Annotated in this window: 3 pseudogenes; all 3 read left to right on the forward strand. The window is 70.8% G+C overall.

The window, feature by feature from the left end:
* Positions 1-86: 86 nt before the first annotated feature.
* Positions 87-6,650: pseudogene (locus OV427_RS07240) on the forward strand (amino acid adenylation domain-containing protein); the annotation flags it as partial.
* A pseudogene (locus OV427_RS07245) lies at positions 6,650-20,656 on the forward strand (non-ribosomal peptide synthase/polyketide synthase); the annotation flags it as partial. The pseudogenes OV427_RS07240 and OV427_RS07245, both read left to right, overlap by 1 nt.
* Before the next feature lie 50 nt (positions 20,657-20,706).
* Positions 20,707-23,295 (forward strand): annotated as a pseudogene (locus tag OV427_RS50710) (non-ribosomal peptide synthetase); the annotation flags it as partial.
* Between the last annotated feature and the right edge of the window lie 133 nt (positions 23,296-23,428).

Raw genomic sequence — 23,428 nt, forward strand, 5'->3', positions numbered from 1 at the left:
CCGCGGATGCGCGCACGTCATCTGGCCGATGGACGGGAACGACAACGTTCCCGGCGCGCGCTCGACTTCTTGATTCGGAGTACCGCATGTCGCTCTCCCCTGAGCAGAAGCGCGCACGGCTCGCCGAGCTGCTGCGTGACAAGGCCCGTTCGTCCCGTCGTGCCCCGGTGTCCTTCTCCCAGGAGCGCATGTGGCTCCAGGAGCGGCTGGAGCCAGGGAGCGCCGCGCTCAGCGTCCCGAGCGCCGTGCGGCTGTCCGGAGCGCTGAACGTCGAGGCCCTGCGTCGTGCCCTCCAGGTGCTGGTGGACCGGCACGAGGCGCTGCGCACCACCTTCGTCGAGCAGGACGGCCAGGTGTCGCAGCTGATCGCCGCCTCACGCGACGTCTCACTACCCGTGGTGGACGCCAACGGCGGAGAGCTGGAGGCCTGGCGCCGGCTGCACGAGGACGCGAAGCAGCCCTTCGATCTGGAGCAGGGCCCGCTGCTGCGCGCCATGCTTTATCGCTGGGCGGAGCGTGAGCACCTGCTGTTGCTCAACCTGCACCACATCGTCTCCGACGGTTGGACGATGGGCGTGCTGGTGCGGGAGCTGGGCGTGCTCTACCCCGCGCTCGCCGCGGGACAGCCCGCGTCCCTGCCGCCGCTGCCATTGCAGTACGCGGACTTCGCCGTGTGGCAGCGCGACTGGCTCCAGGGCGAGACGCTGGACACGCAGCTCGGCTACTGGCGCCAGCGGCTGGACCCGGGCGCCGTGCTGGAGCTGCCCACGGACAGGCCCCGTGCGCCCGACGCCAGCACCCGGGGCGCACGTCACACGGTGATGCTGCCGCCCGAGCTGCTCCAGTCACTCCAGGAACTGGCCCGCCGCGAGGGCCGCACCCTCTTCACGCTGCTGCTGGCCGCGTGGCAGGTGCTGCTGTCGCGCTACAGCGGCCAGGACGACGTGGTGGTGGGTGCGCCCGTCGCCGGCCGCAATCGCTCCGACCTCCAGGGCCTCATCGGTCTCTTCGTCAACACGCTGGCCCTGCGCACGGACCTCTCGGGGGACCCGTCCTTCCTGGAGCTGCTGGGCCGCGTCCACGAGACGGTACTGGGGGCCTTCGCCCACCAGGAGCTGCCCTTCGAGAAGGTGGTGGAGGCGCTGCGGCCGGAGCGGAGGCTCGGCGTGTCGCCGCTGTTCCAGGTGATGTTCGCTTTGCAGAACGCGCCCCTGCCGCCGCTGGACGCGCCCGGGCTGCGGATGGAGGCGCAGCCGGTGGACAGCGGCGCCGCCCAGGTGGACCTGTCGCTGCTGGCCACCGAGCTGCCCCAGGGCCTGCGCGTCGCCGTCGTGTACCGCACGGACCTGTTCGATGCCGCGACGGTGACGCGGCTGCTGGGGCACTTCCAGGCGCTGCTGGAGGGGCTGGCCGCGCACCCGGAGCGGCGCCTGTCCGAGCTTCCGTTGATGGACGCCGCCGAGCTGCGACGGGTGCTGGTGGAGTGGAACGGGGAGCCCGTGCCCTTCTCGGATGGTGCCTGCATCCACCACCTCTTCGAGGCCCAGGTCTGGCGCACTCCCGACGCCACCGCCCTGCGCTTCGGCGAGGACGCCCTGACCTACCGCGAGCTGGAGGCGCGCTCCAACCAGCTCGCCTGGCACCTGCGCTCGCTGGGCGTGCGCCCCGACACCCTCGTCGCCCTCCACCTGGAGCGCTCCTTCGAGCTGGTGGTCGCCATCTTCGGCGTCCTCAAGGCCGGCGGTGCCTTCGTTCCGTTGGACCCCAGCTACCCCGCCGAGCGTCTCGGCTTCATGCTGGGCGACGCCTCGGTCCCTCTCGTCATCACCATGGGGGCTCTGGCGAACGTGCTGCCCTCACGTGGGGAACGTCGAGTGCTGCTCGACGCGGACGCCTCACAGCTCGCACGGCAGCCGCGAACGCCCCCCGCGTCGGAAGTCCTCGCGGAGCATCTCGCCTACGTCATCTACACCTCCGGCAGCACCGGGCGCCCCAAGGGCGTCATGGTGGCACACCGGGGCATGCCCAACCTGGTCCAGGACAAGTCGCGCACCCAGGGGATTGAGCCGGGCACTCACGTGCTCCAGTTCGCATCGCTGAGCTTCGACGCGGCCGTCTGGGAGACCTTCGGCGCGCTGCTCTCGGGCGCCACGCTGTACCTCCCGTCGAACGAGGAGCGGATGCCCGGGCCCGCGCTGGCGACGCTGCTGCGCACCCGTGAAATCCACGTGGCCACGCTGCCGCCCACCGCGCTCTCCATCATGGAGCCCGAAGGCCTCATGGGGCTGCGCACCGTCGTCTCCGCGGGCGAGGCCTGCTCCGCCGAGCTGGTAACGAAGTGGGCGCCGGGCCGCCGCTTCCTCAACGCCTATGGCCCCACCGAAATCACCGTCTGCGCCTCCATGGCCATCTGCGCGCCCGACGGACAGAAGCCCTCCATCGGCGGGCCGCTGGCCAACGTGCGCTTCTACGTGCTGGACGCGCACCTGCGCCCGGTGCCCACCGGCGTGCCCGGAGAGCTCTTCATCGGCGGCGTGGGCCTGGCGCGCGGCTACCTGCGCCGCCCGGAGCTGACCGCCGAGCGCTTCATCCCCGACGCCTTCAGCGGAGTGCCCGGGGAGCGCCTCTACCGCACGGGAGACCTCGTGCGCTGGAAGGCAGACGGCACGCTCGACTACCTGGGCCGCACCGACTTCCAGGTGAAGCTGCGCGGCTTCCGCATCGAGCTGGGTGAAGTCGAAGCCGCCCTGCGCGCCTGGCCGGGCGTGGGTGACGCAGTGGCCGTGCTGCGCAATGACGGCAGCGCGGGTCCCAGGCTCATCGCCTACGTCGTGACCTCGGCGGAAACGCTGGACGTCCGCGCCCTGCGCGAGTCCCTCTCCCAGCGTCTTCCCGAGTTCATGGTGCCCTCGGCCTTCGTCGTGCTGAAGGCCCTGCCGCTGACCCCGAGCGGGAAGGTGGACCGCAAGGCCCTGCCCGCTCCGGACGCCTCCCAGACGTCGGCCTCCGAGTACCTCGCGCCGCGCACGCCCACCGAGACGCTGCTGGCGGACCTCTGGGCCCAGTTGCTGGGCGTTCCCCGAGTCGGCGCCAACGACAACTTCTTCGAGCTGGGCGGCCACTCCCTGCTCGCGACTCGAGTCATCGCCCGGCTCCGCGCCCTCTTCGGCGTCGAGCTGTCCCTGCGCGAGCTGTTCTCCGCGCCCACCCTCGCGCGGCTCGCCGAACAGGTGCAGCAGCATCGTCTCGCCGCGGTCCAGGGAAGGGTGAAGCCTCTGCTCATCCCGAGGGCTCGCACGGGCGAGCTGCCCCTCTCCTTCGCCCAGCAGCGCCTGTGGCTCATCGACCAGCTTCAGCCCGGCAGCTCCGCCTACAACATGCCCGCCTTCGTGCGCATGGAGGGGCAGCTCGACCCGGAGGCCCTGCGCCGCGCCTTCCACGAGGTGGTGCAGCGCCATGAGGCGTTGCGCACCACCTTCCTCCAGCGGGAGGGACAGCCCTTCCAGCGCATCGCCCCCCAGGTCGAAGTGCCGCTGGAGGTGGTGGACGTCGACAACGAGGACCTGGAGCGCCAACTCCAGGAGGACTCGCTCCGCCCCTTCGACCTCGCCACCGGCCCGCTGCTGCGCGCACGGCTGTTGAGGCTGGGCCCCACCGAGCATGTGCTGGCCCTCGGCATGCACCACATCGTCTCCGATGGTTGGTCCATGGGCGTGCTCGTGCGCGAGGTGGCCGCCCTCTACTCCGGCGCCTCACTGCCCCCGCTTCCCGTGCAGTACGCCGACTACTCCGCCTGGCAGCGCGACTGGCTCCAGGGTGAGGTGCTGGACGCCCAGCTCGGCTGGTGGAAGCAGCAGCTCTTCGATGCGCCTGCGCTCCTGGAGCTGCCCACGGACAGACCCCGACCGCCCGTCCAGTCCCACCGGGGCGCCTGGCTGCCCGTGCGGCTGCCTCGGAACCTCTCCGAGTCCCTCAAGGCCCTCTCCAAGCGCCACGGCCTGACGCCCTTCATGACGCTGCTGGCCGGCTTCCAGGCCTTGCTCGCCCGCTACTCCGACCAGGAGGACATCGTCGTCGGCGCGCCCATCGCCGGCCGCACCCACTCCCAGACCGAGGGCCTCATCGGCTTCTTCGTCAACAGCCTTGCCTTGCGAGCCCGGGTCGACTCACGAGCTTCGTTCCTCGCGCTGCTGGAGCAGGTGCGTCACACCACCCTGGGTGCCTACGAGCACCAGGACGTCCCGTTCGAGAAGCTCGTCGAGGAGCTGCGGCCCCAGCGCAGCCTGAGCCACTCGCCTCTGTTCCAGGTGAGCTTCACCCTCCAGAACACGCCCATGGGCCCACTGGAGCTGCCGGGGCTGAAGCTGCGCCCGCTGGCCCCGGCGTCACTGCCAGCGAAGTTCGACCTGGAGCTTGCACTGGAGGAGACGCCCGAGGGTTTCAACGGCGGTCTCCACTATGCGGCCGACTTGTTCGACGCGGGCACCGTCGCGCGGATGGCCACGCACCTGCAATCGCTGCTCGCCGCCGCTTGCGAGGATGCGACGCGACCGCTGGCCTCGTTGCCGTTGATGCCCACGGAGGAGCGGCGACAGGTGCTGGTGGAGTGGAACGCCACCGTCCGTGACTTCCCTCGCGACACCTGCGCTCATCTCCTGTTCGAGGCCCAGGCACGGCGTACGCCGGATGCCACGGCCCTGCGCTTCGGCGAGGAAGCACTCACCTACCGGGAGCTGGACGTGCGCTCCAACCAGCTCGCTCACCACCTGCGCTCACGGGGCATCGGTCCCGACACCCTCGTCGCACTCCACCTGGAGCGCTCCATCGAGCTGGTGGTCGCCATCTTCGGCGTCCTCAAGGCCGGCGGAGCCTTCCTCCCGCTGGACCCCAGCTACCCCGCGGAGCGCCTCGGCTTCATGGTCGCGGACGCGTCCGTCTCTCTCGTCATCACCGTGCAGGGCCTGGCCGACTCGCTTCCTTTGGGCGAAGCGCGGCGCGTGCTGCTCGACGCGGATGCGCAGGTGCTCGCGAAGCAGCCCCAGACGCCTCCCTCGCCCACGGCGACGGCCGACAACCTCGCCTACGTCCTCTACACCTCCGGCAGCACCGGCCGTCCCAAGGGCGTCATGGTGATGCACCGCGGCCTCGTCCACTATCTCCACTGGGCGCTTCAGGAGTACCGCGTCTCCCTGGGGCAGAGCGCCCCCGTCCACACCTCCGTCGCCTTCGACGCCACCCTCACCAGCCTCCTCACCCCCCTGCTCGCTGGCGGGGAGGTGCACCTGCTTCCCTCCACGGGTGAGCTGGAGGCGCTCGCGGACTCTTTGCGGCAGCACCGCCACGGCCTCGTCAAGCTCACCCCCGCTCACCTCCAGGTGCTGCTGGACCTGATGCAGCCAGAGGAGCTGGCACGGCTGGAGGGCGCCTTCGTCGTCGGCGGCGAGGCCCTGCCTCCCGCAACCGTTGAGCGCTGGCAGCAGCTCGCGCCTCGCGTCCGCCTCGTCAACGAGTACGGCCCCACCGAAACCGTCGTCGGCTGCTCCATCTACGACTTGAATGAGGGCGGCGTCGTCAACGGCGTCGTCCCCATCGGACGGCCCATCGCCAACACCGCGCTGTACGTCCTGGATGCTCAGCTCCAGCCGGTGCCCATCGGCGTCGTGGGCGAACTCTTCATCGGCGGCCAGGGCGTGGCTCGCGGCTACCTGCGCCGCCCGGAGCTCACCGCCGAGCGCTTCATCCCAGACGCCTTCAGCACCCTGCCCGGCGCCCGCATGTACCGCACGGGAGACCGTGCGCGCTTCCTCCCGGACGGCAACCTCGACTTCCTCGGCCGCCGTGACGGGCAGGTGAAGCTGCGCGGCTTCCGCATCGAGCTGGGCGAAATCGAGGCCGCGCTGCGTGCCCATCCGGACGTTGACGACGCGGTGACCGTGGTGCGCGAAGACGGCGCCGTGGGCCCGAGGCTCGTCGCCTACGTCGTGCCCTCGGCGGAAGCCGTGGACGTCCGCGCCCTGCGCGAGTCCCTCTCCCGGCGGATGCCCGAGTTCATGGTGCCCTCGGCCTTCGTCGAGCTGAAGGCTCTGCCGCTGACACCCAACGGCAAGGTGGACCGCAAGGCCCTGCCTGCTCCGGACTCGGCTCAGCCAGCGGCTTCCGACTTCGTCGCGCCACGCACGCCCACCGAGACGCTGCTGGCGGACCTCTGGGTCCAGTTGCTGGGCGTTCCCCGCGTCGGTGCCAACGACAACTTCTTCGAGCTCGGAGGCCACTCCCTGCTCGCCACCCAGGTCGTCTCCCGCCTCCGCACCGCACTGCAGGTGGAGCTGCCACTCCGTGCACTCTTCGAGGCTCCCACCGTCGCCGGCCTTGCCGCGCGCATCGACGCCTCGCGGGACTCCGCGCGGCGGAGCATGCCCGCCATCGCGCCCCAGCCACGCACGGCTCCGCCGCCGTTGTCCTTTGCCCAGCAGCGGCTGTGGTTCATCGACCAGTTGGAGCCCGGCGCCGCGACCTACAACATCCCCGCCGCCCTCCATCTGGAAGGAGCGCTGGACTCGGAGGCCTTGGAGCGCGCGCTGACCGACGTGGTGCGCCGTCACGAAGCCCTGCGCACCACCTTTGTCTCGCACGAAGGCCAGCCCGCTCAGTGCATCCACGCCAGCGGTGCCTTCTCCCTGGCCCGGGTGGACCTGACGCACCTGTCCCGCTGCAACGGGAGGATGAGTCCCAGCGGTTGGCACGTGAAGAAGCACTCCGCCCCTTCAATCTCGCCACCGGCCCGCTGCTGCGCGGCACCCTGCTCCGCCTGGACGCAGAAGCGCATGTGCTGCTGCTCGACATGCACCACATCGTCTCCGACGGTTGGTCCATGGGCGTGCTGGTGCGTGAAGTCGCGGCGCTCTACTCCGGCGCCTCGTTGCCGCGGCTCCCGGTGCAGTACGCCGACTACTCCGTCTGGCAGCGCGACTGGCTCCAGGGCGAGGTGCTGGAGGCCCAGCTCGGCTACTGGAAGCAGCAGCTCGCCGGTGCGCCGAACGTGCTGGAGCTGCCCACGGACAGACCCCGGCCGCCTGTCTCGTCCCACCGTGGCGCCTGGCTGCCCGTGCGGCTGCCTCGGGACCTCTCCGAGTCCCTCAAGGCCCTCTCCAAGCGCCAGGGTCTGACGCCCTTCATGACGCTGCTGGCCGGCTTCCAGTCCCTGCTGGCGCGCTACTCCGGTCAGGAGGACATCGTCGTCGGCTCGCCCATCGCCGGCCGCACCCACTCCCAGACCGAGGGCCTCATCGGCTTCTTCGTCAACACCCTGGTCCTGCGCACCCGCGTCGAGTCCCGCACCACCTTCCAGGAGTTGTTCGCTCGTGTGCGCGCCACCACCCTCGGCGCCTACGAACACCAGGACGTGCCCTTCGAGAAGCTCGTCGAGGAGCTGCGGCCCCAACGCAGCCTGAGTCACTCGCCCCTGTTCCAGGTGGGCTTCACCCTCCAGAACACGCCCATGGGCCCACTGGAGCTGCCGGGAGTGAAGTTGCGCCCGCTGGCCCCGGCGTCACCACCCGCCCGGTTTGACCTGAACCTCTCGCTGGAAGAGACGCCCGAGGGCTTCCGCGGCGGTTTCCACTACGCCACCGACTTGTTCGACGCCACCACCGTCGCGCGGATGGCCACGCACCTCCAAACGCTGCTGGAGGGCATCGCCACGCATCCGGAGCGGCGCCTGTCCGAGCTCCCGCTGATGGACGCGGCCGAGCGGCAACGCGTGCTGGTGGAGTGGAATGCCACCGCCCGCGACTTCCCCCGCGACACCTGCGCCCACGTCCTCTTCGAAGCCCAGGTCCAGCGCGTTCCTGACGCCACGGCCCTGCGCTTCGCCCACGACTCGCTCACCTATCGGGAGCTGGACGCTCGCGCCAATCAACTTGCCTGGCAGCTGCGCTCGCTGGGCATCGGCCCCGACAGCCTCGTCGCGCTCCATCTGGAGCGCTCCATCGAGCTGGTGGTCGCCATCTTCGGCGTCCTCAAGGCCGGCGGTGCCTTCCTTCCACTGGACCCCAGCTACCCCGCGGAGCGCCTCGGCTTCATGCTCTCCGACTCGGCCGCATCGGTCGTTGTCACGACAGTGCACCTGTCGGCGGCGCTGCCTTCTCGGGGAGAACGGCGCGTGCTGCTCGACGCGAATGCGCAGGTGCTCGCGAAGCAGCCCCAGACGCCTCCCACGTCCACTGTGACGGCCGAAAACCTCGCCTACGTCCTCTACACCTCCGGCAGCACCGGCCGTCCCAAGGGCGTCATGGTGATGCACCGTGGCCTCGTCCATTACCTCCACTGGGCCCTGCGCGAGTACCGCGTCTCCCTGGGGCAGAGCGCTCCGGTCCACACCTCCGTCGCCTTCGACGCCACCCTCACCAGCCTCCTCACTCCCCTGCTCGCTGGCGGGGAAGTGCACCTGCTTCCCTCCACGGGTGAGCTGGAAGCCCTCGCGGACTCTCTGCAGCAGCACCGCCACGGCCTCGTCAAGCTCACCCCCGCTCACCTCCAGGTGCTGCTGGACCTGATGCAGCCAGAGGAACTGGCACGGCTGGAGGGCGCCTTCGTCGTCGGCGGCGAGGCCCTGCCTCCCGCAACCGTGGAGCGCTGGCAGCAGCTCGCGCCTCGCGTCCGCCTCGTCAACGAGTACGGCCCCACCGAAACCGTCGTCGGCTGCTCCATCTACGACTTGAACGCGGGCGGCGTCGTCAACGGCATCGTCCCCATCGGCCGGCCCATCGCCAACACCGCGCTGTACGTCCTGGATGCTCAGCTCCAGCCGGTGCCTGTCGGCGTCGTGGGAGAGCTCTTCATCGGCGGCCAGGGCGTGGCTCGCGGCTACCTGCGCCGCCCGGAGCTCACCGCCGAGCGCTTCATCCCCGACGCCTTCAGCACCGCGCCCGGTGCCCGCCTCTACCGCACGGGAGACCTCGCGCGCTGGCAGGACTCCGGCGAGCTGGAGTACCTGGGCCGCGCTGACTTCCAGGTGAAGCTGCGCGGCTTCCGCATCGAGCTCGGTGAAGTCGAGTCCGCTCTGCGCGCCCACCCGGGAGTCGGCGACGCAGTGGCCATGGTGCGCCAAGACGGTGTGGCGGGCCCCAAGCTCGTCGCCTACGTCGTTCCCACCGATGGCAGCACCTCTGACACCCAGGCCCTGCGCGCCTTCCTGTCCGAGCGACTGCCCGAGTTCATGGTGCCCTCGGCGCTCGTCGCGCTCCAGGCCCTGCCCCTGACGCCCAACGGCAAGGTGGACCGCAAGGCCCTGCCTGCTCCGGACGCATCCCAGGCCTCGGCCTCCGAGTACCTCGCGCCACGCACGCCCATCGAGACGCTGCTGGCGGACCTCTGGTCACAACTCCTCGGCGTCCCCCGCGTCGGAGCCAACGACAACTTCTTCGAGCTGGGCGGCCACTCCCTGCTCGCCACCCAGGTTGTCTCCCGCCTCCGCTCCCTCTTCAGCGTCGAACTGTCCCTGCGCGAGCTGTTCTCCCATCCCACGCTCGCCCAGCTCGCCATGCAGGTGGAGTCCAGTCGCAGGGAGGCCCAGGGCCTGGCGCAGCCTCCGCTCCTCCCCGTGCCTCGCACGGAGGCGCTGCCTCTCTCGTTCGCCCAGCAGCGCCTGTGGTTCATCGACCAGTTGGAGCCAGGAAGTCCCCTCTACAGCATCCCCATGTCGCTGCGCCTGGAAGGGGTCCTGGACTCGAACGCGCTGGAGCGCGCCCTGGCCGGGGTGGTGCACCGTCACGAAGCCCTGCGCACCACCTTCGTCTCACGCGATGGCCAGCCCGTTCAGCGCGTCCACGCCAGCGGCGACTTCACCCTGGCCCGGGTGGACCTGACGCACCTTTCTCCGCTGCAACGGGAGGAAGAATCCCGGCGGCTGGCACGTGAAGAGGCACTCCGTCCCTTCAACCTCGCCACCGGTCCGCTGCTGCGCGGCACGCTGCTGCGCCTGGACGCTGAAGCGCACGTGCTGCTGCTCGACATGCACCACATCGTCTCCGACGGTTGGTCCATGGGTGTGCTGGTACGTGAGGTGGCCGCCCTCTACTCCGGTGCCGCACTGCCACCGCTGCCCGTGCAGTACGCCGACTACTCCGCCTGGCAGCGTGGCTGGCTCCAGGGCGAGGCCCTCGAGACGCACCTCTCCTGGTGGCGGGAGCACCTCCACGGCGCGCCTCGGTTGCTGGAGCTCCCCGCCGACTTCCCGCGTCCCGCTGTCCAGGGTGTCCGCGGCAGCCTGCTCACGCGCGTGCTGCCTCGCGAGCTGGCCGACTCGCTCCAGTCCCTCTCCCGCCGCGAGGGCACCACCCTCTTCATGGCCCTGCTCGCCGGCTTCGAGGTGGTCCTCTCGAGGTACTCGGGGCAGGACGACTTCGTCATCGGCACGGACATCGCCAACCGCAACCGGGCGGAGACCGAGGGGCTCATCGGCTTCTTCATCAACCAGCTCGCGCTGCGTGCGCGGTTGGAGGGGAGCCCGACCTTCCGCGAGCTGCTCGGCCGCGTGCGCGACACCACGCTGGGGGCCTATGCCCACCAGGACCTGCCCTTCGAAGAGCTGGTCAAGGTCCTCAACCCCGAGCGCAGCCTGGGCCACGCGCCCCTCTTCCAGGTGAAGCTGGTCCTCCAGAATCAGCCCGCCTCCGAGTTGAAGGTCCCCGGCCTGACCCTGCGCTCCGAGGGCGCCGGCACCAGCGTCTCGCGCCTGGACCTCACCCTCTTCGTCGTCCAGACGGCGCAGGGCCTGACCTGCGCCTGCGAGTACCGCACGGACCTCTTCGAGGCGGCGACCATCGACCGGATGGTGCGGCACCTCGGCACGGTGCTGGAGCACGCGGCGGCGCGGCCCGAGGCGCGGGTGTCCGGCCTGCCGTTGATGTCGCCCGAGGAGCAGCGCCAGTTGCTGTTGGAGTGGAACGCCACCGCCCGCGACTTCCCCCGCGACACGTGCGCCCACCTCCTCTTCGAAGCCCAGGTCCAGCGCACTCCCGATGCCGTCGCCCTGCGCTTCGGCCACGACGCCCTCACCTACCGGGAGCTGGACGTTCGCGCCAACCAGCTCGCTCACCACCTGCGCTCTCAGGGCATCGGCCCCGACACCCTCGTCGCGCTCCATCTCGATCGCTCCATCGAGCTGGTGGTCGCCATCTTCGGTGTCCTCAAGGCCGGCGGAGCCTTCCTCCCGCTGGACCCCAGCTACCCCGCCGAGCGTCTCGGCTTCATGCTCTCCGACTCGGCGGCTCCGGTTGTTGTCACCGTGGAGCGTCTCGCGGACGAACTGCCCTCACGAGGTGAGCTGTATGTGCTGCTCGACGCGGATGCGCCGCTGCTCGCGCGACAGCCCCAGACGCCTCCTATTCCCACGGTAACGGTCGAGAACCTCGCCTACGTCCTCTACACCTCCGGCAGCACCGGACGCCCCAAGGGCGTCATGGTGATGCACCGTGGCCTCGTCCATTACCTCCACTGGGCCCTGCGCGAGTACCGCGTCTCCCAGGGGCAGAGTGCCCCCGTCCACACCTCCGTCGCCTTCGACGCCACCCTCACCAGCCTCCTCACTCCCCTGCTCGCTGGCGGGGAAGTGCACCTGCTGCCTTCAGGCAAGGACCTGGAAGCCCTCGCGGACTCTCTGCGGCAACACCGCCATGGCCTCGTCAAGCTCACCCCCGCTCACCTCCAGGTGCTGTTGGACCTGATGCAGCCAGAGGAACTGGCACGGCTGGAAGGCGCCTTCGTCGTCGGCGGCGAGGCCCTGCCTCCCGCAACCGTTGAGCGCTGGCAGCGACTCGCGCCTCGCGTCCGCCTCGTCAACGAGTACGGCCCCACCGAAACCGTCGTTGGCTGCTCCATCTACGACTTGAATGAGGGCGGCGTCGTCAACGGCATCGTCCCCATCGGCCGGCCCATCGCCAACACCGCGCTGTACGTCCTGGACGCCCAGCTCCAACCGGTGCCCGTCGGCGTCGTGGGTGAGCTCTTCATCGGCGGCCAGGGCGTGGCTCGCGGCTACCTGCGCCGCCCGGAGCTCACCGCCGAGCGCTTCATCCCAGACGCCTTCAGCACCGCGCCCGGTGCTCGCCTCTACCGCACGGGAGACCGTGCGCGCTTCCTCCCCGACGGCAACCTCGACTTCCTCGGCCGCCGTGACGGGCAGGTGAAGCTGCGCGGCTTCCGCATCGAGCTGGGCGAAATCGAGGCCGCGCTGCGTGCCCATCCGGACGTTGACGACGCGGTGGCCGTGGTGCGCGAAGACGGTGCCGTGGGCCCGAGGCTCGTCGCCTACGTCGTGCCCTCGGCGGAAGCCGTGGACGTCCGCGCCCTGCGCGAGTCCCTCTCCCGGCGGATGCCCGAGTTCATGGTGCCCTCGGCCTTCGTCGAGCTGAAGGCCCTGCCCCTGACGCCCAACGGCAAGGTGGACCGCAAGGCCCTGCCTGCTCCGGACTCGGCTCAGCCAGCGGCTTCCGAGTACCTCGCGCCACGCACGCCCACCGAGACACTGCTGGCGGACCTCTGGGTCCAGTTGCTGGGCGTCGACCGCGTGGGCGCCAACGACGACTTCTTCGAGCTGGGCGGCCACTCCCTGCTCGCCACCCAGGTCGTCTCCCGCCTCCGCTCGCTCTTCGGCGTCGAGCTGTCCCTGCGCGAGCTCTTCTCCCATCCCACCCTCGCGCAGCTCGCCATGCAGGTGGAGGCGAGTCGCAGGGAGGCCCAGGGCCTGGAGCTGCCCCCGCTCGCCCCGGTGCCTCGCACCGGAGAACTGCCCCTCTCCTTCGCCCAGCAGCGCCTGTGGATCATCGACCAACTGGAGCCCAACGAATCCACGTACAACCTGCCCGCGGCGCTGCGCCTGGAGGGCATGCTGGACGCGGAGGCCCTGGAGCGCGCCCTGGCCGACGTGATGCACCGTCACGAGGCCCTGCGCACCACCTTCGCTTCACACGACGGACAGCCCACGCAGCGCATCCATGCCAGCGGCGACTTCACCCTGGCCCGGGTGGACCTGACGCATCTTTCTCCGCCGCAACGGGAGGAAGAGGCCCGACGACTGGCGCACGAGGACGCACTCCGCCCCTTCAATCTCGCCACCGGCCCGCTGCTGCGCGGCACGCTGCTCCACCTCGGTGCTGAAGCGCACGTGCTGCTTCTCAACATGCACCACATCGTCTCCGACGGTTGGTCCATGGGTGTGCTCGTGCGCGAGGTGGTCGCCCTCTACTCCGGCGCCTCGCTGCCGCCGCTGCCGGTGCAGTACGCCGACTACGCCATCTGGCAGCGGGGCTGGCTCCAGGGCGAGGTGCTGGACGCGCAGCTCGGCTACTGGAAGCAGCAGCTCGCGGAGGCTCCCGCGCTCCTGGAGCTACCCACCGACAAGCCCCGCCCGCCCGTCCAGTCCTTCCAGGGCGGCATCGTCCCATTCTCGCTCTCCCGCGACTTCTCGGACGAACTGCGGGCCGCGTGCCAGCGACACGGCGTGACGCCGTTCATGTTCCTGCTCGCCGCCTTCCAGGTGCTGCTGCATCGCTACTCCGGCCAGGAGGACATCGTCGTCGGTTCGCCCATCGCCGGCCGCAACCGCGCGGAGACAGAGGGCCTCATCGGCTTCTTCGTCAACACCCTCGTCCTGCGCTCCCGCATGGCCCTGGGGGATTCGTTCCTCTCGCTGTTGCAGCACGTCCGCGAAAACACCCTGGACGCCTACGAGCACCAGGACGTGCCCTTCGAGAAGCTCGTCGAGGAACTGCGGCCCGAGCGCAGCCTCAGCTACTCGCCGCTGTTCCAGGTCATGTGCTCCCTCCAGAACGTGCCCCGGGAAGCGCTGGAGCTGCCGGGGCTGCGCCTGAGCCCCGTGGAGCTCGACGACGTCCCCGCGAAGTTCGACCTGGACCTCACCCTGGCGGAGTCCCCCCAGGGCCTCAGCGGCGCGCTCCTCTATGCCACCGCGCTCTTCGAGCCCGCGACCGCGGCCCGCATGGTGGAGCACCTGCGCACGCTGCTGCGCGCCGCCGTGGCCAGTCCCGAGCTGCGCCTCTCCTCTCTGCCACTGATGGACGAGGCCGAGCTGCGCCGGGTGCTCGTGGAGTGGAACGACACCGCCTCGGAGTTCCCAGCGGACGTCAGCGTCCACCACCTCTTCTCCGCGCAGGCCGCGCTCTCGCCTGACGCCCTCGCCGCGCTCGCGGACTCGGGCTCGCTCACCTACGCCGAGCTCGACGCGCGCTCCAGCCTGCTGGCCACGCACCTGCGGCAGCTCGGCGTGCGTCCCGGCTCGCTCGTCGCCGTCTGCATGGAGCGCGCGCTGGAGCTGCCCGTGGCGCTCCTCGGCGTGCTCAAGGCCGGTGGCGCCTACGTGCCCCTGGACCCGGCCTACCCGCGTGAGCGCCTGGCCTTCATGCTCCAGGACGCCGCCGCCCCGGTGCTGCTCACCCAGCGCCACCTCCAGGGGCTGCTGCCCGAAGGCCCCACCGTCTTCTGCGTCGACACCGACCTGCGCGACGCCCCGGCCGCTCCGAGCACCGACGTGCCTCCGGAGAGCGCCGCCTACGTCATCTACACCTCGGGCAGCACTGGCAGGCCCAAGGGCACCGTCATCTCGCACCGCTCCCTCGCCAACCACGCCTCGTGGATGCGCTCCATGTACGGCCTGGGCCCGGGTGAGCGGACGCTCCAGCGCACCGCGCTGAGCTTCGACGTCTCCGTCGCCGAGCTCTTCTCCGCCCTCCTCAACGGAGCCACCGTCGTGCTGGCCCCGCCGGAGGCCCATCGCGATGCCGCCGTCCTGCTGGCGAGCCTCGTGCGCCATCACGTCACGGTGCTCCAGTTGGTGCCCTCGCACCTGCGCGTGCTGCTGGACGAGCCCGCCCTGCGCAACGCCACGCGGCTTCGCTGGCTCATCGCTGGCGGCGAGGCACTGCCCGCGGACGTGCCTCCCCGCGTGCGCGAGGTGCTGCCGCACGTGTGCCTGCACAACAGCTACGGCCCCACCGAGGCCACCATCGACGCCACCTGGTGGCACGTGGAGGACGCGTTCTCCGGACCCGTGGCGCCCATTGGCCGGCCCATGGCCAACACGCAGACCTACGTCCTGGATACGGGCCTGCGGCCGGTGCCCACCGGAGTGCCCGGCGAGCTGTACCTGGGCGGCGTGGGCCTCGCCTGGGGCTACCTGCACCGGCCGGACCTCACCGCGGAGCGCTTCGTCCCCAACCCCTTCAGCGCCGAGCCCGGAGCACGCCTGTACCGCACCGGTGACAAGGTGCGCTGGCGGGCGGACGGCACGCTCGACTTCATCGGCCGCATCGACTCCCAGGTGAAGCTGCGCGGCCTGCGCATCGAGCTGGGGGAAATCGAGTCCGCGCTGCGCGCCCACCCGAACGTCGCGGACGCAGTGACGCTGGTGCGCGAAGACGGAGCCGGCCCCAGGCTCGTGGCCTACGTCGTACCCACCGAAGGCCTCACACCAGACACCCAGGCCCTGCGCACCTTCCTGTCCGAGCGACTGCCCGAGTTCATGGTGCCCACGGCGCTCGTCGTGCTCCAGGTCCTGCCGCTGCTGCCCAACGGCAAGGTGGACCGCAAGGCCCTGCCCGCTCCGGACGCCCCGCGGCGAGACACCGCCGACTTCGCCGAGCCGCGCACGCCCGAGGAGAAGACCCTGGCCATCCTCTGGGCGGAGCTGCTCGGAGTGCCCCGCGTCGGGCTGCACGACAACTTCTTCGAGCTGGGCGGCGACTCCATCCTCTCCATCCAGCTCGTCTCTCGTGCGCGGCAGGCCGGCCTGCATCTGGCCGCCAACCACATCTTCCAGCACCAGACGCTGGAGGCCCTTGCGCGCATGGTGAAGCGAGAGGCCCACGTCCAGGCCGAGCAGGGCCTGGTGCAGGGCACCGTGCCGCTGACGCCCATCCAGCTCGAATTCTTCGAGCAGCCGCCCGCACTGCCGCACCACTACAACCAGGCCGTCCTCCTCGCCGCGCGCGGGACGGTGGACGTGCCGTGCGCGGAGCAGGCGCTCCAGGCGCTGGTGGCCCATCACGACTCACTGCGCCTGCGCTTCGCGTGCGGGGCGGACGGCGTGTGGCGACAGGAGCTCGCGGGCCTCGAAGCCCCCGTGCGGCTGGAGCAGGTGGACCTGTCGTCCATCCCCGAAGCCGACCAGGCCCGGGCCATGGAGTCCGAGGCCACGCGTCTCCAGGCCAGCCTCCACCTGGACGAGGGCCTGCTGCTGCGCGCCGCCCTCTTCCACTTCGGTCCGGACCGGGCGCCACGACTGCTGCTGGCCATCCACCACCTCGCCGTCGACGGCGTCTCCTGGCGCATCCTGCTGGAGGACCTGGCCACGGCCTACGCACAGCTCCAGCGCGGCCAGCCGGTGGCGCTGCCGCCCAAGTCCACCTCCTTCAAGGCGTGGGCGGAGAAGCTCCAGGTCTTCGCGCGCTCGGAGGAGCTGGCGCGCGAGCTGCCCTACTGGGAAGAGCAGGGACGTGCACGGGAGACGGCGCTTCCGGTGGACCTGCCGGGAGTCGGCAACTCCCTGGCCTCCGCTCGCGTGGTGAACGTGTCGCTGGAGGCGGAGGAGACGCGCCTGCTGTTGCAGGAGACTCCGGCCGCCTGGCGCGCGCACATCAACGACGTGTTGCTGGCGGCACTGGTGGAGGGCCTGACGCAGTGGACGGGCCAGCCCCGGCTGCGCGTGGAGCTGGAGGGCCACGGCCGCGAAGCCCTCTTCGAGGACGTAGACCTGTCCCGCACCGTGGGCTGGTTCACCACCACGTACCCGGTGGTGCTGGATGTCTCCGGCACCGCCACTCCGGGCGACCGGCTGCGCGCGGTGCGGGACTCACTGCGCCGCCTGCCCCGGCGAGGCATTGGCTACGGGCTGCTGCGCCATCTGGCCGGCGACGCGGCACGGGGCCTCCGTGAGACTCCGCAGGCACAGGTGGTCTTCAACTACCTGGGCCAGTTCGACCAGCTCGGTGGAACCCAGGGCCCCGGCACCGCGCCGCCGCCCTTCGTCCCTGCACGCGGCTCCACGGGCGCGCTGCGCAGTCCTACTGGCGAGCGGAGCCACCTGCTGGAAGTCGATGGCTACGTCTTCGAGGGCCGGCTGACATTGGGCTGGACGTACAACGCGGCCCTGCACCGCGAGGACACCGTCCAGGCCCTGGCCGCGCGCTGCCTGTCCGCGCTGCGGCAGCTCATCTCCACCCGGGCCACCGACGACGCGCGTCGCTACACCCCGTCCGACTTCCCCCTGGCGGGGCTGGAGCAGTCCACCCTTCAGCGGCTGCTCCCCACGGGCCTTCCCGTGGAGGACCTCTACCCGCTGTCTCCGTTGCAGCAGGGCATGCTCTTCCACACGCTGGCGGAGCCCGCCTCCGGCGTCTACGTCTGTCAGCTCGCGTGGACCTTTGGCGGCACCGTGGACATGACGGCCTTCCGGCGCGCCTGGGAGGCCGCGGTGGAACGCCATCCCCTGCTGCGAACCTCCTTCCTCTGGGACGGACTGGAAGAGCCCCTGCAACAGGTCCACCCCGGCGCGCCCCTGCCGTGGGAAGAGCATGACTGGCGCGACGTGCCCGACACGGAGCAGCGGGCGCGCTTCGACGCCCTCGTAGCGGAGGACAAGACGCGCGGGTTCGACCTGCGCCGGCCGCCCCTGTCGCGACTGACGGTGGTGCGTCTGGGCGAGCGCACCTGGCGCGTCCTCTGGAGTCACCACCACCTGCTGCTGGACGGCTGGAGCCTGGGCCTGCTCCTCCAGGACCTCTTCGCTGCCTACGGCGAGGTCCGCGCGGGCCGGACGCCGTCCAGGGGCCAGTCCCTGTCCTTCCGCGACTACATCGCCTGGCTGCGGAACCAACCCGTGGAGCGCACCGAGGCGTACTGGCGCGAATCCCTCCGAGGCTTCACCGCCCCCACGCCCCTGCCAGGCCTGCTGTCCGGCAGGCCCGGGGTGGCGACCTCTCGCGAGGAGCTGCACGCGTCGCTGTCCGCTGAAGCCACCACGGCGCTCCAGTCCTTCGTCCGCCAGCACCAGCTCACGCCCAACGACGTGGTGCAGGCGGCCTGGGCCCTGGCCCTGTCGCGCCACACGGGCGAGGACGACGTCCTCTTCGGAGCCACCACCTCCGGCCGCTCCGCGGAGCTGCCCGGCATCGACCGTGCCGTGGGCATGTTCATCAACACGCTGCCCGTGCGCATCCGCGTGGACGAGGACGTGCGGGTCCTCGCCTGGCTGAAGGCGCTGCACGCGCGGCAGGTGGAGCAGCGCCAGCACGAGCACTCCGCGCTGGTGCGCATCCAGGGGTGGAGCGACGTGCCTCGGGGCACCCCGCTGTTCCAGTCCCTGTTCGTCTTCGAGAACTACCCCGTCGACGCCGCCGTGAAGTCGGCCCATGCCGAGCTGGGCATCCGGGACGTCACCACGCACGAGCAGACCGACCTGCCGCTGCTGGCCACCAGCGTCCCCGGCACGCGACTGGGACTGCACCTGACGTACGAGCCGGCACGCTTCGAAGCGCACCACCTGGAGCAACTGCTGAAGCACTGGGCCGTGGCGCTGGAGGCGCTGGTGTCCCGGCCCGACAGCCGGTTGGGAGACGTGTCACTTCTCTCCGAGGCCGAGCGCCGTCAGGTGCTGGTGGGGTGGAACGACACCGCCGCCCGGCTTCCGAGCGGGTCGCCCCTGCACGAAGCCATCTCGCACGTGGCGGCGCGACTTCCCGACAACGTCGCCGTCGAGCTCGGTGACGCGAAGCTCACCTACCGCCAGCTCGACGCACGCGCGAACCTGCTGGCCTCGCACCTGCGTCAGTCGGGCGTGCGCACGGGCTCCCTCGTCGCCGTCTGCATGGAGCGCGCGCTGGAGCTGCCCGTGGCGCTCCTCGGCATCCTCAAGGCCGGTGGCGCCTACGTGCCGCTGGACCCGAACTACCCGCACGAGCGCCTGGCCTTCATGCTCCAGGACACCGCCGCCCCCGTGTTGCTCACCCAGCAGCACCTGCGCGGCCTCCTCCCTGAAGGCCCGTCCGTGGTGTGCCTCGACTCCGGTTGGGGCGATGACGGCGATACGAGCGCGCCCATCGTCCAGGTGCCGCTGGAGAGCCCCGCCTACGTCATCTACACGTCGGGCAGCACCGGCCAGCCCAAGGGGGCCGTCATCCCCCACGGCGCCCTCGCCAACCACATGGCGTGGCTGCTCTCCACCTTCGGCCTCTCCGCCGAGGACCGGGTGCTGCAGAAGACGCCGCTGAGCTTCGATGCCTCCGTCTGGGAGTGCTGGGCCCCGCTGCTGGTGGGCGCCCCGCTCGTCCTCGCGCCTCCCGAGGCCCACCGAGACCCGGCCGCACTGCTGGCCTGCGTCGCCCGGCAGCGCATCTCCGTGCTCCAGGTGGTGCCTTCGATGCTCCGCTTCCTGCTGGAAGAGAAGGGACTGCGCGCCGCCACGCACCTGCGCTGGTTGTTCTGCGGCGGTGAGGCCCTCGCCTCCGAGCTCGCCCCGCGCCTGCGCGCCGTCCTGCCCGAGGTCCGCCTCGTCAACCTCTACGGCCCCACCGAAGTCACCATCGACGCGACCTTCGCCCAGGCCACGGACGAGGAGTCCGGCCTCACCATCCCCATCGGCCGCCCCGTCGCCAACACCCGGGCGTATGTGCTCGACACGCGCCTGCGGCCGGTGCCCATTGGAGTACCCGGTGAGCTCTACCTGGGCGGCGTACAACTCGCCCACGGCTACCTGCACCGGCCGCACCTCACCGCCGAGCGCTTCGTCCCAGACTCCTTCGGCACCGAGCCCGGCGCACGTCTGTACCGCACCGGCGACAAGGCGCGGTGGAAGGCCGACGGCACGCTCGACTACCTGGGCCGCATCGACTTCCAGGTGAAGCTGCGCGGCCAGCGCATCGAGCTGGGCGAAATCGAGGCCGCCCTCAAGCAGCAGCCCGGCGTGCGCGACGCCACCGTGCTCGTGCGCGAGGACGTGCCCGGCAACCAGCGCCTCGTCGGCTACGTCGTCCCCGCCACTCCGGATCAGGCGTTGGACATGGGCGCGCTGAGTGCCGCCCTCCAGAAGCACCTGCCCGATTACATGGTGCCCTCCTCCTTCGTCACCCTGGAGGCCCTGCCCCTCACTCCCAACGGCAAGCTGGACCGCAAGGCCCTGCCGGCGCCCGGCGCCTCGCGGAATGAACGTTCCTTCCACCCGCCCGCCTCGCGCGTCGAGCGGGAGCTGGCCCTGCTCTGGCAGGCCCTGCTGCATGTGGAGCGCGTGGGGCAGGACGACAGCTTCTTCGCCCTGGGCGGACACTCCCTGCTCGCCACCCAGCTCGTCTCCCGGGTCCGTGCCGCCTTCGGCGTCGAGCTCCCGCTGCGTGCCATCTTCGATGCGCCCACCCTCGGCGGACTGGCCCGGTGCATCGACACGGCCAGGGCGGAGCAGGTGCCGGCGGCTCCGGCCATGGTGCGCGTGCCACGCACGGGCGGACGGGCGCTGTCCTTCGCCCAGCGGCGCCTGTGGTTCATCGATCAGCTCGAGCCCGGCAGCGCCGCCTACAACATCCCCTCCGCCCTGCGCATGTCGGGCGTGCTGGACGTGGCGGCCCTTGAACACGGCTTCCAGGTGCTCATCGAGCGCCACAGTCCCTGCGCACCACCTTCGGCCTCGAGGACGGCGAGCCGGTGCAGCGCATCCATCCGAGCCCGGACTTCTCGCTGCCCGTCGTGGACCTCGGCCCCCTGCCCACCGGGGCGCGTGAGACCGAAACCCACCGCCGGGCCACCGAAGAGGCCCTGCGCCCCTTCGACCTCACCCGGGGCCCGTTGCTGCGCGCGGCACTGCTGCGCCTGGACACGACGGAGCACGTGCTGCTGGTGACGATGCACCACATCATCTCCGACGGCTGGTCCATGGGCGTGCTCGTGCGGGAGCTGGCGGAGCTGTATTCCGCGTGGACCACCGGGACGGAGGCGTGCCTGCCGCCGCTGCCGGTGCAGTACGCCGACTTCGCGGAATGGCAGCAGTCATGGTTGCGGGGTGAGGTGCTGGAGCAGCAACTGGGCTACTGGCGCGAGCAGCTCTCCGGTGCGGCCCCCGTGTTGGAATTGCCCACCGACAAGCCCCGTCCCGCCGTCCAGACCCACCGGGGTGCATGGCTGCCGGTGCAGCTCTCCACTCCTGTGTCCGAGGCGCTCCTGGCCCTCTGCCAGCGCGAGGGCGCCACGCCCTTCATGGCGCTGCTCGCCCTCTGGCAGGTGTTGCTGGCCCGCTACTCCGGACAGGACGACATCTCCGTCGGCTCTCCCATCGCCGGCCGCACCCGTGCGGAGACGGAGGGCCTCATCGGCTTCTTCGTCAACACGCTGGTGCTTCGCACCCAGGTGGACCCGCGCACCACCTTCCGCGAGCTGCTCGCCCGGGTGCGTGCCACCACCCTCGGGGCCTACGAGCACCAGGACGTGCCCTTCGAGAAGCTCGTCGAGGAATTGCGGCCCCAGCGCAGCCTGAGTCACTCGCCGCTGTTCCAGGTGATGCTCGCCCTGCAGAACGCGCCGACGGCTACCGTGGAGGTGACGGGCAGCTCGCCACTGAGCCTGAAGTCCTTCGAGTCTGGCGCCGAGGCCACCCACTTCGACCTGACACTCTCGCTGACGCAGCGGCCCGAGGGGCTCGGCGGCGAGTTGAGCTACCGCACGGACCTGTTCGAGCCGGACACCATCGCCCGCATGGTGGAGCACTTCACCACGCTGGTGCACGCCGCCGTGTCCGCGCCGGAGACGCGCGTGGGTGAATTGCCCCTGCTGCCCACCTCCGAGCGCCAGCAGCTACTCATGCGCTGGAATGACACCCGCCAGGAGCTGGACTGGGACGGCGCGCTGCATGAGCGCTTCGAGGTGCAGGCCGCACGCACGCCGGACGCGCTGGCCGTCCTCGATGACTCCGCCTCGCTGTCCTTCGCGCAGCTCAACCGCCGCGCCAACCAGCTCTCTCGCTGGCTGCGCGCTCGCGGCGTCGGCCCTGAAGTGCGCGTCGCCCTCTGCATCGAGCGCTGCGTGGACATGGTCGTGGCCATCCTCGCCATCCTCAAGGCCGGCGGCGCCTACGTACCCATGGACCCGGCCTACCCGCGCGAGCGCATCGCCTTCATGCTCCAGGACTGCGGTGCACGACTGGCCCTCACCCAGCGCCACCTGCGCTCGAAGCTCGAAGGCGCCTCAGCGGAAGCGGTGTACCTGGACGACAGGGCCGTGCATGAGCAACTCCTGCGCGAGTCCGCCGCCAACCCGCCCCGTGTCACCTCCCCCGAGAATCTCGCCTACGTCATCTACACCTCCGGCAGTACCGGCCGCCCCAAGGGCGCCATGGTGCAGCACGCCTCGTTGAGGAACCTGCGTGCCGCGCTGGCTTCCACGGTACACGCAGGGGCCAAGGGCCCGATGCGCGTCGGCATCAATGCGCCGCTGGCCTTCGACGCTTCGGTGCAGGGACTCATCCAGGTGGCCGACGGCCATGCCCTGTGCATCGTGCCCCAGGCCGCTCGCGAAGACGCCGCGCTGTTCAAGGCGTGGGTGGAGAAGCACGAGGTCGACGCCCTCGACTGCTCACCCTCGCACCTGCGACTGCTGCTGGAAGAGGGCCTCGCGGCCTCCAGGCCGCTGCGCGTGCTGGTGGGTGGTGAAGCCGTGGACGAAGCGCTGTGGGCGAAGCTGTCGGCACACCCCTTCATCCAGGGCTTCAACGTCTACGGCCCTACCGAATGCACCGTGGAGTGCACCGCTCGCGCCATTCGCGGTGCCTCCCGGCCCACGCTGGGCGGCCCGCTGGCCAACATGCAGGTCTACGTCCTCGACGAGCGCATGCAGCCGGTTCCCACCGGTGTCCCTGGTGAGCTCTTCATCGGCGGCGCGGGCGTGGGGCGCGGCTACCTCGGCAGGCCCGAGCTCTCCGCGGAGAAGTTCGTTCCCGACCCGTTCGGAAACACTCCGGGCGGCCGTCTCTACCGCACCGGTGACAAGGTGCGGTGGCTGGCCCATGGGGAGCTGGAGTTCCTCGGCCGCATCGACTTCCAGGTGAAGCTGCGCGGCTTCCGGATTGAGTTGGGCGAAATCGAAGCCGCGCTGGAGCAGGTGCCTCACGTCAGCCGCGCCGTGGTGCTCGCGCGCGAGGACGTGCCCGGCAATCCGCGCCTCGTCGCGTACCTCGTCACGCCCGAGGGGCGCGCGCTCGATACGGCGGAGCTTCGCACCGCACTGCTGCGCTCGTTGCCCGAGTACATGGTGCCCTCTGCCTTCGTCTTCCTGGAGGCCCTGCCCCTCAACACCCACGACAAGCTGGACCGCAAGGCCCTGCCCGCCCCCGAAACGGAAGCCAGCGCCACCTTCGTCGCCCCGCGTTCTCCCACCG

It is taken from the genome of Pyxidicoccus sp. MSG2 (genome assembly GCF_026626705.1).
GTDB lineage: Bacteria > Myxococcota > Myxococcia > Myxococcales > Myxococcaceae > Myxococcus.